The sequence below is a fragment of the Variovorax sp. 01N425 genome, from assembly GCF_056399465.1.
Genome location: NZ_JBFTRJ010000005.1, coordinates 363,070 through 378,881 on the forward strand (window position 1 = coordinate 363,070; position 15,812 = coordinate 378,881).

At 69.2% G+C, this 15,812-nt stretch carries 15 protein-coding genes; 13 read left to right on the forward strand and 2 right to left on the reverse strand.

Translation table 11 applies throughout. The features are described 5' to 3' along the window. The first annotated feature begins 38 nt into the window (after positions 1–38). From AC1DSC_RS11640 to AC1DSC_RS11660, 5 genes are read left to right on the forward strand one after another with little or no spacing between them, the layout of a single operon-like run. Positions 39–995, forward strand: a complete 957-nt coding sequence (locus AC1DSC_RS11640) for an ABC transporter permease (protein WP_015865688.1) — start codon at positions 39–41, stop codon at positions 993–995. Positions 996–1,005: 10 nt separating this feature from the next. After that, positions 1,006–1,911, forward strand: coding sequence for an ABC transporter permease (locus AC1DSC_RS11645; RefSeq protein ID WP_436288683.1), 906 nt, complete (start codon positions 1,006–1,008; stop codon positions 1,909–1,911). Further along, positions 1,911–3,566 carry an ABC transporter ATP-binding protein gene (locus tag AC1DSC_RS11650; RefSeq protein ID WP_436288682.1) on the forward strand — a complete coding sequence of 552 codons (1,656 nt, stop codon included), beginning with the start codon at positions 1,911–1,913 and terminating at the stop codon, positions 3,564–3,566. The genes AC1DSC_RS11645 and AC1DSC_RS11650 overlap by 1 nt, the downstream gene beginning before the upstream one ends. Next, positions 3,563–4,651 (forward strand): tartrate dehydrogenase, encoded by a 1,089-nt coding sequence (locus AC1DSC_RS11655; RefSeq protein ID WP_436288681.1) that lies wholly within the window; start codon positions 3,563–3,565, stop codon positions 4,649–4,651. The genes AC1DSC_RS11650 and AC1DSC_RS11655 overlap by 4 nt, the downstream gene beginning before the upstream one ends. A gap of 30 nt (positions 4,652–4,681) precedes the next feature. Continuing rightward, on the forward strand, positions 4,682–6,160 hold the full coding sequence (locus AC1DSC_RS11660; protein ID WP_436288680.1) for an NAD-dependent succinate-semialdehyde dehydrogenase: 1,479 nt from the start codon (positions 4,682–4,684) through the stop codon (positions 6,158–6,160). A gap of 21 nt (positions 6,161–6,181) precedes the next feature. Here the strand turns inward: AC1DSC_RS11660 and AC1DSC_RS11665 are convergent, their stop codons facing one another. Beyond that, entirely contained in the window at positions 6,182–7,165 is a 984-nt protein-coding gene (locus AC1DSC_RS11665; RefSeq protein WP_436288679.1) for a Bug family tripartite tricarboxylate transporter substrate binding protein, read from the reverse strand. Positions 7,166–7,177: 12 nt separating this feature from the next. Further along, on the reverse strand, positions 7,178–8,401 hold the full coding sequence (locus tag AC1DSC_RS11670) for a CaiB/BaiF CoA transferase family protein (RefSeq protein ID WP_436288678.1): 1,224 nt from the start codon (positions 8,399–8,401) through the stop codon (positions 7,178–7,180). A 183-nt stretch (positions 8,402–8,584) separates the two neighbouring features. Here AC1DSC_RS11670 and AC1DSC_RS11675 point away from each other — a divergent pair, with 183 nt between their 5' ends. Genes AC1DSC_RS11675 through AC1DSC_RS11710 form a run of 8 tightly spaced genes read left to right on the forward strand, consistent with a single transcriptional unit; the run spans position 8,585 to position 15,804 of the window. Next, positions 8,585–9,799 carry an ABC transporter substrate-binding protein gene (locus AC1DSC_RS11675; RefSeq protein WP_436288677.1) on the forward strand — a complete coding sequence of 405 codons (1,215 nt, stop codon included), beginning with the start codon at positions 8,585–8,587 and terminating at the stop codon, positions 9,797–9,799. A 9-nt stretch (positions 9,800–9,808) separates the two neighbouring features. Then, positions 9,809–10,660 (forward strand): HTD2 family dehydratase, encoded by an 852-nt coding sequence (locus AC1DSC_RS11680; RefSeq protein WP_436288676.1) that lies wholly within the window; start codon positions 9,809–9,811, stop codon positions 10,658–10,660. 46 nt (positions 10,661–10,706) lie between these two features. After that, positions 10,707–11,450 (forward strand): SDR family NAD(P)-dependent oxidoreductase, encoded by a 744-nt coding sequence (locus AC1DSC_RS11685; protein ID WP_436288675.1) that lies wholly within the window; start codon positions 10,707–10,709, stop codon positions 11,448–11,450. A 14-nt stretch (positions 11,451–11,464) separates the two neighbouring features. Then, positions 11,465–12,391, forward strand: coding sequence for an NAD(P)-dependent oxidoreductase (locus AC1DSC_RS11690; RefSeq protein ID WP_436288674.1), 927 nt, complete (start codon positions 11,465–11,467; stop codon positions 12,389–12,391). Positions 12,392–12,398: 7 nt separating this feature from the next. Beyond that, on the forward strand, positions 12,399–13,277 hold the full coding sequence (locus tag AC1DSC_RS11695; protein WP_436288673.1) for a branched-chain amino acid ABC transporter permease: 879 nt from the start codon (positions 12,399–12,401) through the stop codon (positions 13,275–13,277). Continuing rightward, positions 13,270–14,274: a branched-chain amino acid ABC transporter permease gene (locus tag AC1DSC_RS11700; protein WP_436288672.1), complete on the forward strand. Its 1,005-nt coding sequence runs from the start codon at positions 13,270–13,272 to the stop codon at positions 14,272–14,274. The genes AC1DSC_RS11695 and AC1DSC_RS11700 overlap by 8 nt, the downstream gene beginning before the upstream one ends. Next, on the forward strand, positions 14,271–15,050 hold the full coding sequence (locus AC1DSC_RS11705; protein ID WP_436288671.1) for an ABC transporter ATP-binding protein: 780 nt from the start codon (positions 14,271–14,273) through the stop codon (positions 15,048–15,050). The genes AC1DSC_RS11700 and AC1DSC_RS11705 overlap by 4 nt, the downstream gene beginning before the upstream one ends. Continuing rightward, on the forward strand, positions 15,043–15,804 hold the full coding sequence (locus tag AC1DSC_RS11710) for an ABC transporter ATP-binding protein (RefSeq protein WP_436288670.1): 762 nt from the start codon (positions 15,043–15,045) through the stop codon (positions 15,802–15,804). The genes AC1DSC_RS11705 and AC1DSC_RS11710 overlap by 8 nt, the downstream gene beginning before the upstream one ends. The last annotated feature ends 8 nt before the right edge of the window (positions 15,805–15,812 follow it).

A 15,812-nucleotide genomic window follows, 5' to 3' on the forward strand; every position in this document is an offset into this window, starting at 1 on the left:
GGTGGGCGTGAAGCGCATAACGCAGGGAAGTCACTGATATGAATCACGTCATTCTCAAACTCCTCGGCCAGCGCATCGCGCTGGCGCTCGTGTCGCTGCTGGCGGTCTCGGTGGTCGTGTTCTCGATCACTGCGGTGCTGCCCGGCGACGCCGCGCAGGAGCAGCTCGGCCAGGACGCCACGCCCGAGGCGGTGGCCGCGCTGCGCGCGCAGATGGGCCTGGACGTGCCGGCGCCCGCGCGCTATGCCAAGTGGCTGCTCGGCATGGCGAAGGGCGACCTCGGCCGCTCTGCGACCACGCAGATGCCGGTGTCCGAGCTGGTGGCGAGCCGCCTGCCCAACTCGCTGCTGCTGGCCGCGGTCACAGCCCTGTTCTCGGTGCCGATCGCGCTGGCGCTGGGCATCGCCTCGGCCGTGTGGCGCGGCTCGTGGTTCGACCGCGCGGCCTCGACGGCGGCGGTGGGCGTGGTGTCGGTGCCGGAGTTCCTGGTCGCAACGCTGGCGGTGCTGGTGTTCGCGGTGCAGCTGCACTGGCTGCCGGCGCTGTCCTTCGTCAACGACATCGAATCGCTGGGCCAGCTGCTGCGCGCCTTCGCCATGCCGGTGCTGGTGCTGTGCTGCGTGATCGTCGCGCAGATGATGCGCATGACGCGCGCCGCGGTGATCGACCAGCTGGAGGCGCCCTACATCGAGATGGTGCGGCTCAAGGGCGCCTCGCCGATGCGCATGGTGCTGGCGCACGCGCTGCCCAATGCGGTGGGGCCGATCGCCAACGCGGTGGCGCTGAGCCTGTCGTACCTGCTGGGCGGCGTGATCATCGTCGAGACCATCTTCAACTACCCGGGCATCGCCAAGCTGATGGTCGACGGCGTGTCGCAGCGCGACATGCCGCTGGTGCAGACCTGCGCCATGATCTTCTGCTGCGCCTACCTGATCCTGGTGACGACGGCCGACATCTTCGGCATTCTTGCCAACCCGCGGCTGCGGCACCGCTGAAGGAAGCGCCATGGAAACGTCCACCACTTCAATGGTCGCGAGCACCACGGCCTTGCTGGCGCCGGTGCCGCAAGAGCGCCGGGCCGGTCCGCTGCGCTGGCTCGCCGGCTTCGGCGCCTCCGGCCTGCTGGGCCTCGCGGTGCTGCTGTTCTGGCTGCTCGCGGCGCTGCTCGGACCCTGGCTGCTGTCGCACAGCGCGGCGGCCATGGGCACCTCGAACGTCTTCGAGCCGATCAGCGCGGCGCACTGGCTGGGCACCGACTACCTCGGCCGCGACATGCTGGCGCTGATCATCGAGGGCGCGCGCTACACGATCGGCGTTGCGCTGCTGGCCACGCTGCTGGCCAGCGGCACCGGCACCGTGCTGGCGCTGCTGGCCGCCGCCAGCGGCCGCTGGATCGACGCGGTGCTCAGCCGCGGCCTGGACACGCTCACCGCCATCCCGAGCAAGATGTTCGCCCTCATCATGGTGGCGGGCTTCGGCTCCTCGGTGCCGATGCTGGTGGTCACGGCGGCCATCATCTACGTGCCGGGCGCCTACCGCATGGCGCGCTCGCTGGCCGTCAACATCAACGCGCTCGACTACGTGACCGTGGCGCGCACGCGCGGCGAAGGCACGCTCTACATCATGCTGCGCGAGATCCTGCCCAACATCCTGGGCCCGATGCTGGCCGACCTGGGCCTGCGCTTCGTCTATGTCGTGCTGCTGCTGGCGAGCCTGAGCTTCCTGGGCCTGGGCATCCAGCCACCGGCGGCCGACTGGGGCTCGCTGGTGCGCGAGAACATCGGTGCGCTCGCCATGGGCGGCGCCTCGGTGATCGTGCCGGCGCTGGCCATTGCGAGCCTGACCATCGCGGTCAATCTCGTCATCGACAACCTGCCCGGCCGTGCGGCCCGGGAACGAGGAGCACGCTGATGGGCGCACCACTCACTGTCCAGGGCCTCAGCATCGTGGCCGGCGCGAACACGCTGGTCGACAACCTGAGCTTCTCGGTGCAGCCCGGCGAAGTGCTGGCACTGATCGGTGAATCGGGCTCGGGCAAGACCACCACCGCGCTCGCGCTGATGGGCTATGCACGCAGCGGCTGCCGCATCTCGGCCGGCCGGGTGCAGATCGGCGACACCGACGTGCTGGCACTCGATGCGGCGCGGCAGCGCGGGCTACGCGGCCGCACGGTTTCCTACATCGCGCAGAGCGCGGCCGCCTCCTTCAATCCTTCGCGCACGATCATGGACCAGGTGGTCGAGCCCACCGTCATCCACGGCCTGTGCAAGCGGGCCGAGGCCGAGGCCAAGGCGGTGCAGCTGTTCCGCGAGCTGGCGCTGCCCGATCCGGAGAACATCGGATCGCGCTATCCGCACCAGGTCTCCGGCGGCCAGCTGCAGCGGCTGATGGCGGCCATGGCGCTGATCGGCGATCCCGAGCTCGTGATCCTCGACGAGCCGACGACCGCGCTCGACGTGACCACGCAGATCGAGGTGCTGCGCGCCTTCCGCCGCGTGGTGCGCGAGCGCCGCGCCACCGCCGTGTACGTGAGCCACGACCTGGCCGTGGTCGCGCAAATGGCCGACCACATCCTGGTGCTGCGCAACGGCCGGATGAGCGAGCTCAACGCCACCGGGCAGATCCTTGCCGCCCCGGCCGACGACTACACCAAGTGCCTGCTCGCGGCCGCGCGGCCCGCGGTGCGCGCCTCCGGACAGGCCTCCGGCGATTCCGCGCTTCTGCTTCACGTGGACCAGCTTTCATGCGGCTACGGCGCGGTGGACGCCAAGGGCCAGCCGGCCAAGATCATCCTGGAGGACATCAACCTGAAGCTCTACCGCGGCCAGGCCATCGGCGTGATCGGCGAATCGGGCTCGGGCAAGACCACGCTGGCACGCGCGGTTGCCGGCCTGCTCAAGCCCTGCCATGGCAGCGTCACCTTCGACGGCCACGCGCTCGCGCCCACGCTGCAGCAGCGCGATCGCGAGCAGCTGCGCCGCATCCAGATCGTGTTCCAGATGGCCGACACGGCGCTCAACCCTTCGCAGACCATCTGGCGCATCCTGGCGCGGCCGCTGCAGTTCTACAAGGGCTTGCGCGGCGAGCCGCTCAAGCAGCGCATCTTGGAGCTGCTCGACCTCGTGAAGCTGCCGCGCACGGTGGCCGACCGCCTGCCGGGCGGGCTCTCGGGCGGGCAGAAGCAGCGCGTGAACCTGGCGCGCGCACTGGCGGCCGAACCCGACCTTATCCTGTGCGACGAAGTGACCTCGGCGCTGGACACCGTGGTGGCCGCGGCGGTGCTCGACCTCATGGCCGAGCTGCGGCGCGAGCTCGGCGTGTCCTATCTCTTCATCAGCCACGACCTGCACACGGTGCGCTCGGTGTGCGACGAGATCGTGGTGATGCAGCACGGCCGCAAGCTCTCGCAGGTGGCACGTGCCGACTATGAACGCGGGCCTCACCATCCCTACTACGAACTGCTGGCGCGTTCCGTGCCCGAGCTGCGCCAGGGCTGGCTCGACGACATGGACCACGCAGCAGCAGCAGCGGCAGCCACGCCATCAACCAGGGAAGCACTCGCATGACCCCCACATTCCGCATTGCGCTGATCGCCGGCGACGGCATCGGCAAGGAAGTGATGCCCGAGGGCCTGCGCGTGGTGCTGGCCGCCGCAGAGCGCTTCGGCTTCGAGCTCGACTGCCGCACCATCGAATGGGCCAGCTGCGGCTACTACGCACAGCACGGCCAGATGATGCCGGACGACTGGAAGGAACAGCTGCGCGGCGTGGACGCGCTCTATTTCGGCGCCGTCGGCTGGCCCGAGACCGTGCCCGACCACGTCTCGCTCTGGGGATCGCTGCTGAAGTTCCGCCGCGAGTTCGACCAGTACATCAACCTGCGCCCGGTGCGCCTGTTCGAAGGCGTGCCCTGCCCGCTGGCCGGCCGCAAGCCCGGCGACATCGACTACCTGGTGGTGCGCGAGAACACCGAAGGCGAATACACCTCGCTCGGCGGCGTGATGTACGAGGGCACCGAGCGCGAGATCGTGATCCAGGAATCGGTGTTCTCGCGCCACGGCACCGACCGCGTGCTCAAGTACGCCTACGAGCTCGCCCAGTCGCGCAAGAGAAAGCACCTCACCGTGGCCACCAAGAGCAACGGCATCGCGATCAGCATGCCGTGGTGGGACGGCCGCGCCGACGCCGTCGGACGCGACTATCCGGACGTGACCATCGACAAGCAGCACATCGACATCCTGTCGGCGCGCTTCGTGCTGCAACCCACGCGCTTCGACGTGGTGGTGGCAAGCAACCTGTTCGGCGACATCCTCTCCGACCTCGGCCCGGCCACCACCGGCACCATCGGCCTCGCGCCCTCGGCCAACCTCAACCCGGAGCGCAAGTTTCCATCGCTGTTCGAGCCGGTGCACGGCTCGGCGCCCGACATCTACGGCCAGAACATCGCGAACCCGATCGCGATGATCTGGTCGGGCGCGCTGATGCTGGACTTTCTCACGCAGGGCCAGGGTGCGGGCCGCGCCGCGCATGACGCGATCCTCGGCGCGATCGAAGCGGTGCTGCGCGACGGGCCGCGCACGCGCGACCTGGGCGGCACGGCCTCGACCACCGAGGTGGGCATGGCCATTGCCGAGCGCGTGGCCGCGGCCTGACCTCTCCATTCATACAAGACCTTTTCGACCATGACACTGACACTTGAACGCCAGGACCTGCTGCCCGGCCAACACCTCATCGGCGCCGAATGGCGGGAAGCCAGCGACGGCCGCCGCCTCGACGTGACCGACCCCGCCACCGACGGCGTCTTCGCGAGCGTGCCCGACGGCACCGCCGCCGATGCGCGCGCCGCAGTGAATGCCGCGCATGCCGCCTTCCCCGCTTGGCGTGCCGTGCCGGCCAAGCAGCGCGCGCAGATCCTCAAGCGCTGGAACGACCTGATGCTCGCCCACCAGGAAGACCTGGGCCGCCTCATCTCGCGCGAGCAGGGCAAGCCGCTGGCCGAGGGCCGCGGCGAAGTGGCCTACGCAGCGAGCTACGTCGAATGGTTCGGCGAAGAAGCCACGCGCGCCAACGGCGACGTGATTCCCGCACCCGTCACGGGCCGCCGCATGCTCGCGCTGAAGGAGCCGGTCGGTGTGGTCGCCGCGATCACGCCGTGGAACTTTCCGGCCGCGATGATCGCGCGCAAGATCGCGCCCGCGCTGGCCGCGGGCTGCACCGTGGTGTGCAAGCCGGCCGAGGACACGCCGCTGACCTCGCTCGCGCTCGTCAGGCTCGCGCAGGAGGCCGGCGTGCCTGCAGGCGTGCTCAACATCGTGACGGCTTCGCGCGAGCGCACGCCCGAGGTGGTCGACGTGTGGCTGGCCGATGCGCGGGTGCGCAAGATCAGTTTTACCGGCTCCACGCCGGTCGGCAAGCACCTGGCGCGCGCCTCGGCCGACACGCTCAAGAAGCTGTCGCTCGAGCTCGGCGGCAATGCGCCGTTCATCGTGTTCGAGGATGCCGACGTCGATGCCGCGGTCGAGGGCCTGATGGCCGCCAAGTTCCGCAATGGCGGCCAGACCTGCGTGTGCCCGAACCGCGTGTTCGTGCAGGCCAGGGTGCACGATGCCTTCGTCGACAAGCTGGCCGCGCGGGTCGGTGCACTCAAGGTCGGCCCGGCGACGGAGCCCGACTCGCAGATCGGCCCGATGATCAACGCACGTGCGGTCGACAAGATCGAGCGCCACGTGCGCGACGCCGTGGCCCGCGGCGCGCGCATCGTGGTGGGCGGCGAACGGCTGCGCTCCGCGCGCTGCGACGGCCCCAACTACTACGCGCCGACCGTGCTCGTGAACGCCGATGCGGGCATGGATTGCAGCTGCGAAGAGACTTTCGGACCCGTCGTGCCGGTCACGCGCTTCGAGACCGAGGCCGAGGTGATCGCGGCCGCCAACGACACGCCCTTCGGCCTGGCCGCCTACTTCTACTCGACCGACGTGCGCCGCATCTGGCGCGTGGCCGAGGCGCTGGAATCCGGCATCGTCGGCATCAACGAAGGCGCGCTGGCCGCGGAGGCCGCGCCCTTCGGCGGCGTGAAGGAGTCGGGCTACGGGCGCGAAGGCTCGGTGCACGGGCTCGATGACTACATGCACACCAAGTACTTGTGCCAGGGCGAGCTGTGAGAGGTCCGCGGGAGCGGACCGTCAGTCCAGCGTGATCTTCGCCTTGCGCGTCACCTCGCGCCAGCGCGCGATGTCCGCTTCCAGTTCGGCCCGGAAGCTCGCCGGGGTATCGAGCACGGGCTCCACGCCGCGCGAGGTCATTGCCTGGCGCGCCTCGGGAGTACCCATGCTGCTGCGCAGCGCCTCGTAGAGACGGTTCACCACCTCGGGGCTCAGCCTGGACGGCGCCAGCACGCCGAACCAGGTGGTGGCCTGGTAGCCGGGCACCCCGGCCTCGCGCATGGTCGGGATATCGGGCGCGGCGCTGGCGCGCTCGCTGCTCGTGATCGCCAGGGCCCTCAGCTGCTGGTTCTGGATGAATGGCAGCGATGAAGGCAGGGTGTCGAAGTAGGCCGTGACGTGGCCTCCGATCAGGTCCGTGATGACCTGGCTGCTGCCCTTGTACGGAATGTGCTGCAGCTTGCTGGCGCCGCTCGACTGGACGAACAGCTCTGCGGCCATGTGCGTGATGTTCCCGGTGCCGGCCGAGCCGTACGTGACCGGCGCGTTGCCCGCATTCACCAGCTTCACGAAATCGTCCACCGTCTTCGCGGGCATCGCCGGATTGACCACCAGCACCAGCGGCGTGAAACCCACCTGGGTGATCGGCGTGAAGTCGCGCAGCGGGTCGTAGGGGAGCTTGGGCATCAGAACCGGGCCGATCGACTGGCTCGCGCTGACCCCCAGCAGGAGCGTGTAGCCATCGGCGGGCATGCGCGCCACGTCGGCGGCCGCGATGGTGCCGTTGGCGCCGGGCTTGTTGTCGACGACCACGCTGACGCCCAGCGACTGCCCCAGGTGCTGGGCGACCTGCCGCGCGACGAAATCGGCGCCTCCGCCCGGAGGAAAGCCCACCACCAGGCGGATCGGGCGATCGGGGTAGCCTGCCGCGCACACGGCTTCGGTGGCAAGGCCGAGCAGGCAAAGGGCGAGAAGCCTGCGCAGGCCGGTCACGAGATTCGTCATGGTTGTTTGCCCCTAACGCACCGCAGCCCAGGCGAAGTCGCCGGGCCTGGCCGTGGAAATCGCGCCGCAAGCCAGCAGCATTTCGCATGCCTCGGGTGCCACGCCCGCGGCCCGCAGAAGCTCCAGCGTGTGCTCGCCGAGCTCCGGCGGCGGCAGCGACACGGCCTCCGCCTGCGCAGCACCGGACCGCGGGAATCCGGGCACGTCGAACCCCATTCCCCGGTAGCGGACCTGCCGTAGCTTGCCCGGCTGGCGCGCCTGGGGCGCTTCCAGCACGCGCTCGAGCGGCAGCACTTCGGTGCATCCGACGCCGGCCGCCTTCAGGCGCGCGGCGGCCTCGTCGAAGGTGTGGGCCGAGACGGCGGCCTTCACGATGTCTTCCACCTGCTCGCGTGCCTTCTTGCGCTGGCGCAGGGTGGCCAGCGACTCGTCGCCGGCCTGCGGCAGTCCCATGGCCTGGCAGAACTTCAACCAGTGCGTGTCGTTGAGCATCAGCAGGTACATCCAGCGTTCGTCGGAGGTCATGTAGGCCCCATAGCCCGGCATGCTGAACTCCCCGTGCGGCTCACGCTCCGGCCGGCCCAGCAGGTGCTGCTTCAGCTGGGCGCCCGCGAGATCGCGCGACGCCACATGCAAGCCGGTCTCGTAGAGGCCCACTTCCACGCCCTGCCCCGTGCGGCCCGCGTTCGATTGCAGCATCGCGGCCAGCACGCCGATCACCGCATAGGCGCCAGCGAACTGGTCATGGTAGGAAGGGCCGAGCCGGCTCGGACGGCCGTTGACGCGGTTGGCTTCCATCACGCCGGTGGAAGCTTCGGCCACGGGGTTCGAGGCCAGGTCGTCCTCCTGCGGGCCCGCCGCGTAGCCACGGATGTGGCAGTAGACCAGCGCGGGATGGATCGCCTCGCAATCCGCGCGCGTGAGCTTGAGCTTGCGCGCGGCTTTGGGCGCGAGGTTGTGGACGAAGACGTCGGCCGTTGCCAGCAGCTTGCAGAACGCGGCGTGTCCTTCAGCGCTGGAAAGGTCGATGCACACGCTCTTCTTTCCGTGGCTGTAGGCAATGAAGGTGCCGCTCGGCCCGCCCCGCACCAGGCTTCGGGTCGGATCGCCGCGCGGCGGCTCGACCTTGATCACCTCCGCGCCGAGCTGCGAAAGGATGTGGGTGGCAAAAGGCGCCGCGAGCATGGTGCCAAGTTCGATCACGCGGCGTCCGGCCAGAACGGGTTGCTGCTGCATGTGGGAGTGTCTCCGTCGAAATAAAATGCATTCTATATTTTAACATCCAGCATTCAGGAGGCAAGAAATGTCTATTTAAGAGGGGAAAACCCGAATTACCCCGCATGCCTGCAGATTACACAATGCATTCTTCACCAGGCGATTCCGGCCCACAGGTTCGCACCACATCCAGGAGACAACTTCATGCGCAGAAGGAATTTTCTCTACGGCTCTGCCGCCGCAGCCTCGGTCGCCCTCCCCGGATGGGCGCAGGCGCAGCAGCAGGTGTCGCCCGGCATCGACATGGCCAGCAAGACCGTCACCGTGGGCGCGTTCACCCCCATCACGGGGCCGGTGCCCTTCTATACGATCCTCACGCATGCCGCGGAATCGTGCTTCAAGTGGGCCAACGAGACCAACGCGCTGAACGGCTGGAAGATCAACTTCATCACCTACGACGACGGCTACGAGCCGGCGCGCAGCGTGGCCGTCACGCGCCGCCTGGTCGAGGAAAACAAGATCTTCGCGCTGACCGCCGCCACGGGCACCGCGCAATCGGTGGCCGTCATCCCTTACGCCAAGGAAGTGGGCCTGCCGATGATCGGGCCGATCGGCGGCGCCAGCGCTCTCTTCTCCGAACGGCTGGTGTTCCCGCTCTTGCCCGACTACGGCTGGTCGGCCGCGTCGAACCTCGACTACGCGTGGAACGGGCTCAACACCCGCCGCGTCGCGCTGCTGTGGGAGAACGACGAACTGGGCCGCTCGGCCAAGCGCGGGTTCGACCTGCACATGGCCTCGCACAAGAAGGAGCCGGCCGAGTCGATTCCCTTCGAGGTCCGCAGCACCGACTTCACGCCCCATGTGCGCCGCCTGGCCAATGCGAAGGCGGAGGTGGTGATCCTCTTCGGCTCCAACGCGAACCTGGCCGCGGCGCTGAAGGCGGCCGACCGCATCAGCTTCCAGGCCAAGTGGATGGCCCCCTTCTTCACCGCCGACCCCACCACGCGCAAGCTCGCCGGACCGCTGCTGGACGGTGTGTTTTTCTCGTCGTGGCTCATGCCCGTCACGGCCGACGATCCGGACATCAAGGCCTATCGCGACAACGTCGCCAAGCACTACCCGAGCGACCCGATCGGTGTGTTCGGCCTCAACGGCTGGAGCAACGGCGCACTGTTCGTGAAGGGTTTCCAGGCGCTGCTGGCCAGCGGCAAGCCGCTGACTCGGGCCAACTTCGTGGACGTGATGGAGACGATCAACGACCAGTCCATCGGCGGCGCCCGCAACGTGACTTTCAAGGCCGGCGACCACCGGGGTGCGCGCCAGGAGGGGATCATCCAGGCGGCGTCCGACGGCAGCTTCAAGCTGCTGCGCGAGTTCCGGCCCTACCCGGCCGAAGTGTTCGATGCGAAGCTGGCCTGAGGAGACGATGTGAGTACTGCGTACGACGCATGGATCGGCCGCGAGGAAGAGCGCACGCAGCGCATCCTCGCGACAGTGGTGCAGGCCATGGCCGCAACGCTCGACACGGGCGCGGCACCCGCGCCCGGCGAGGCGCTGCCGCCGGGATGGCAATGGCTCTTCTTCAATCCCGTGGCGCCGCGCAGCGAACTCGGCGCCGACGGCCATCCGAAGCGCGGGGGCTTCCTGCCGCCGATCGAGCTGCCGCGGCGCATGTGGGCCGGCAGCCGGCTGCGCTACCTTGCCGCCCTGCCGGTGGACGCCGAGGCCACGCGACGCAGCCGCATCCTGAAGGTGGAGAACAAGGTCGGCAAGCGCGGCTCGCTGTGGTTCGTCACAGTGGAGCACACCACCACCTGCGATGGCCGCATCTGCATCGTGGAGGAGCAGGACATCGTCTACCGCGAGGCCACGCCGCCGGCTGCCGCCACGGCAAGCTCCGCGCCAATGCCGCCGCGGCATGAGGCCGAAGCGCAATGGGGCCAGCCCTTCACGCCCGACACGACGCTGCTCTTTCGCTACTCGGCACTGACCTTCAACGGCCACCGCATCCACTACGACCAGGCGTATGCGCGCGACGAGGAAGGCTACGCCGGCCTCGTCGTACACGGGCCGCTGACCGCGACGCTGCTGCAGCAGCTGGCCGTGGCACACGGCGGCGGCAGGCGGCTGGCGCAGTTCGAATTCCGCGGCGTCAGCGCTCTGTTCGCAGGCCGGCCGTTCCGGCTCGAAGGGCAGGCGCAGGCCGACGGCAGCCTCGCGCTGTGGGCGCGCGGCCCGGACGGCGAGCTGTCGATGTCCGCCACCGCGGCCTTCGCCTGACACGCACGCAAGCACGCATTCACACCATCGCAAGGAGACACGACACATGGCACAGCATCTGAGCGGACCCGCGAGCCTCGAAGGCCAGGTCGCGCTGATCACCGGCGGCGCGGGCGGCATGGGCCGAGCGATCGCGCGGACCTTCCAGGCCGCAGGCGCCAAGGTGGTTGCCACCGACCGCGCCGAGCACGAGGACATCGGGACCGGCATCGAATACCGGCGCTACGACGTGTGCTCGCGCGCCGAGACAGACAAGGTCATCGACGCGATGATCTCCGACCACGGCAGGGTGGACATCCTGGTGCTGTGCGCCGGCATCATCGCGCGCACGCCGCTGGGCGACAGCACCGACGAAGAGTGGGATTCGATCATGTCGGTCAACGTACGCGGCGTGGTCAACCCGTCGCGCAAGCTGTTCCCGCTGATGTGCGAGCGCGGCTTCGGCAAGATCCTGGCGGCCGGGTCCATCGCGGCCAAGAACGGCGGCGTCGCTTCCGGTCCCGCGTATGTGGCCTCCAAGGCGGCGGTGCACGGGATGATGCGCTGGATCGCCAAGGCGGGCGCGCCGCATGGCGTCTATGCGAACGTGCTGGCCCCCGGCCCGGTGGAGACGGCGATGTGGGCCAACGTCACCGGCAGCGCCGCGCCCTCGGCCAACGCCACCGTGCCGCTCGGGCGCTACGGCAACGCGGAAGACATCGCCCAGGCGGCGCTCTTCCTGTGCTCGCCCGCCTCCAACTGGATCACGGGCACGTCGCTGGACATCAGCGGCGGCATGTGGATGGACTGACCGGGGGACACCGCATGGCAGACAACGCAGCAACGGTGATCGGCTTCATCGGCCTGGGCGTGATGGGCGGTGCGATGTGCCGCAACATGGCGCTCAAGCACACGGCCGAGGTCATCGCCTTCGACATGAATCCGCAGGCCTTCGAGGCGCTCGAGGGCACCAAGGCGCGCCGCGCCGCAACGCCGACCGAGGTGGCCGCGGCGGCCGACGTGGTCTTCCTGTCGCTGCCCGGCGGACCGCAGGTGGAGCAGGTCTGCCTCGGCCCGCAAGGTCTCGCGCTGGGCGCGCGCCACCCGTCGGTCATCGTGGACCTGAGCACGACCACGGTGGCGAGCGCCCGCGGCATGGCCGCGCAACTGGCCGACCGGGGCATCGCCTTCGCCGATGCGCCGGTGGCCCGCACGCGGGAGGCTGCGCAGCGCGGCGAGCTGAGCATCATGGTGGGCGCGAGCGAAGCGCTCTTCGCGCGCATCGAACCGCTCTTGCGCTACATCGGCTCCGACGTCACGCATTGCGGCGAGGTCGGCTGCGGCCAGGTGGTCAAGCTGGTCAACAACGCGCTCGTGTTCGAGCACACGATGGCGCTGGCCGAGATGATGGTGATCGGCGAGCGTGCCGGCGTGCGGCCGGCCGTGCTGCTGGACGCCGTTTCCAAGGGTTCGGGCGACAGCTTCGTGCTGCGCAACCACGGCCGCAAGGCGATGCTGCCGCGCGAGTTCCCGGAAAAGTCCTTTCCGCCCGAATACGCGCTCAAGGACATTGCCTACCTGCTCGAACTGGCGGCCCAGGTGGGAACGTCGGCGCACGTGACCGAACTCGCGCAGCGCTATTACGCCGCGACCTCGAGCCACGGCTGGAGCGGGCGCTATTTCCCGGCGGTGATCGAGCTCATCGACCGCAACATCGGCCCGGCCCCAGCCGCGTCCGGCAACAGGCACTGAACACCCCATGTCCGACTTCATCGGCCTGGTCTGGGCTGGCATCGTGAGCGGATCGCTCTATGCGATGGGCGCGATCGGCATCGTGCTCATCTACAAGAGCTCGAACGTCGTGAACTTCGCGCACGGCAATCTCGCGGGATTCGCCGCTTTCCTGGTGTTCGGCTTCACGGCCGGCACCTTCGCGAGCATGCCCTGGGTCGCGGCGGTGCTGCTGACGCTGGGAATCATGGTTGCGGCCATGGCGCTGAGCTATCTGCTGCTCGCGCCGCTGGTGTTCAAGTCCGACCTCACCAGCACGATCGCATCGCTGGGCATCGGGCTGATCGTGCAGGGCGTGACACAGCTGATGTTCGGCTCCAACGTGGTGTCGCTGGAACTCCCGCTGCCCGCATGGCGCACAGAGATCGCGGGGCTCCAGGTGTCTTCCTACGACCTCGCGGTGCTGCTGGTGACGGCGCTGTCGATCGGGCTGCTCTACCTGCTGATCGAGCGCACCCGCATCGGCATCGCCTTCCGCGCAGTGTCGGCGAATCCGTTCGCCAGCCGCGTCTGCGGGCTGAACCTGCGCGGGGTGCATGTCTTCTCGTGGGTGGTGGCGGGCCTGCTCGGACTGGTGGCGTCGCTGCTGATCGTGCCGACCACGTTCCTGTCGTCCACGAGCGTCTCGTCGTTCATGCTGCAGTCGTTCGCCGCCGCGGTGGTCGGGGGCTTCAGCAGCCTGCCGGGTGCGGTGGTGGGCGGCATCTTCATCGGCGTGCTGATGAATCTGCTGTCGTTCTACGTGGCGGCGGAGTTCAACAACACCTACCTGCTGGTCACGATCCTGCTCGTGCTCAACGCCTTCCCCAAGGGCGTGCTCGCCATTCGTGGAGGTGCCCGTGTCTAGCCTGCCCATCGCCTCGAGCCTTCCGCCCGCGCGTACCCTGCCATCGAGCCCCGAGGCCCGGCCCGCCGGCCGCGGCCGGGCACGCAAGCTGGGCGGCGCGCTCGTGCTGACCCTGTTGCTGCTGCTCCCGCTGATCTCGGGCGGCTACTGGACCTTCACGCTCGGCGTGTGCTTTGCCAACGCGATCGCGATCATCTCGGTGAGCTTCCTGGTGCGCTACGGCGGCGAGGTCTCGATCGGCCACGGCGTGTTCGTCGCGGCCGGCGCGTACACGGTCGCCGTGCTCGAGAAGTACCTCGGGCTGTCGCTGCTGGCCAGCCTGCCGGTGGCCGCGCTGCTGGGCGGGGTGCTCGGCGTGGTGTTCGCCTTTCCGTCGCGCAACCTCTCGGGCATCTACCTCGCGGTGGCGACGATGGCGCTCGCGCTGGCGCTGCCGGAACTGCTGCTGCACTTCTCCAGCGTATCGGGCGGCTATGAAGGCCTGTACGTGAAGCTCGATGCACTGCCGGGCGTGCCGAAGAACCTGCAGCGCTACTACCTGCCGCTCGTCGGGCTGGTGCTGGTGGCGCTGCTGCTGCGCCACTTCCGCCGCTCGCGCCAGGCCATGGCGCTGCTGCTGATCCGCACCTCGGCGCATGCCGCCGAGTCCTTCGGCGTGCGCCGCAGCTGGGCGCGCCTGTCGTGCATGGCGCTGAGCGCGGCCATCGCCGCGATCGGCGGCGCGATGCTGTCGTTCAGCTCGTCGACGGTGTCGCCCAACAGCTTCACGCTGTGGACCTCGATCTTCCTGCTGGTCGGCTCGGTGGTCTGCCTGCACTCGATGTCGGCCCTGGGCAGCCTGATCGGTGGCGTGTTCCTCACACTGATGCCGCTGCTTCTGGCCGGTGCCGGCGACTGGGTGCCGATCCTCTACGGTGGCGCCCTGCTCGCGGTGGTGCTCGGCGTCAACGCGCTGCCGGCGGCCATGCGAGCCCGGCTCGAAGGGGGGGCCGCATGAGCGCCGTGCCGGCACTGCCGCTGGTGGTGCAGGACCTGGCGCTCGCCTTCGGCGGCAACCAGGTGCTGCAGGGCATTGCGCTGCAGCTGCGACCCGGCGAAATCACGGGACTCATCGGCCCCAACGGCGCGGGCAAGACGAGCTTCTTCAACTGCCTGACCGGCCTGTACGCACCCCAGCAGGGCCGCATGCAGCTGGGCGACATCCGCCTGGACGGCATTCCGCCCACCGGCCGCGCGGCGCTCGGCTTTTCGCGCAGCTTCCAGCATGTGGCACTGTGTCCGGAACTGAGCATTGCCGAGAACGTGACGATCGGGCTGGACCGCCAGTCGGCCGCGGGCTGGCTCGACGCCTTCCTGTCGCTCGCCCGCGGCCGCCAGGAGCGCGTGCGCAACCGCGAGCTCGCGCTGGCGGCGCTCGCACGCCTGGGTATCGCGCACGTGGCCGACGAAGCGCCGGCCAACCTGCCGCCGGGCGTGCTGCGGCTGGCCGAAATCGCGCGGGCCATTGCCGGCGAGCCGCGCGTGCTGCTGCTCGACGAGCCCGCCGCGGGGCTCAATTCTGTGGAGACCGGCGATCTCTCGGCCGCGCTCATGCGGCTGCGTTCGCCGCAGCTGGTGATGGTGGTCGTGGAACACGACATGGACCTGATCATGGAGGTGTGCGACACCATCCACGTGCTCAACGTGGGCCGCCTGCTCGCCTCGGGCAGCCCCGCGCAGATCCGCTCGAACCCGGACGTGGTGCGCGTCTATCTCGGAGACGACGATGAGTGAAACGGCTTCGCAGCTGCTGCAGGTGGAGGGGCTGACGATCCGCTACGGCGCCGGGCCGGTGGTGCACGGCATCGCCCTGGGCGTGGCAAGCGGCACGGTCGCGGCGCTACTGGGCGCCAACGGTGCCGGCAAGTCGAGCACGCTGCGGGCCATTGCCGGGCTGGAGCCCGCGCAGGGGCAGGTGCGCTTCGACGGGCAGGACGTCAGCCGCTGGCCGTCGGCGCGGCGCTTTCGCGCCGGCATCGCCTACGTGCCCGAAGGCCGCGCGATCGTGACCGACCTGTCGGTCGCGGACAACCTCACGCTGGGCACCTACTTCGTCGATGCATCGACACGCGCACGGCGGCGCCAGGTGGTGCTGGATTTCTTCCCGGAGATCGCCAACCGGCTGAAGTCGCCGGCGGGCCTGCTGAGCGGCGGCGAACAGCAGATGCTGGCCATCGGCCGCGGGCTAATGTCCGGGCCGCGCCTGCTCCTGCTGGACGAGCCCTCGCTCGGGCTGGCGCCGCTGCTCGTGGCACGCGTCTACGAGCGGCTGGCGCTGATCCAGAAGGAGCAGAAGCTCACCGCGCTGCTGGTCGAGCAGAGCTTCCACGCCGCGGCCAAGCTGGCCGCGCGCGCATGGGTGATGCGCCATGGGCACGTCGTGGGCGAGCTCGACGCGCAGGCGCTGCGCACGCGCGAAGGGCGGCAGCAGGCCATTGACGCCTACCTGGGCGCGCGGCAGGCCGAGCCTGCGAGCGCATCGGCATGAACAAGGAG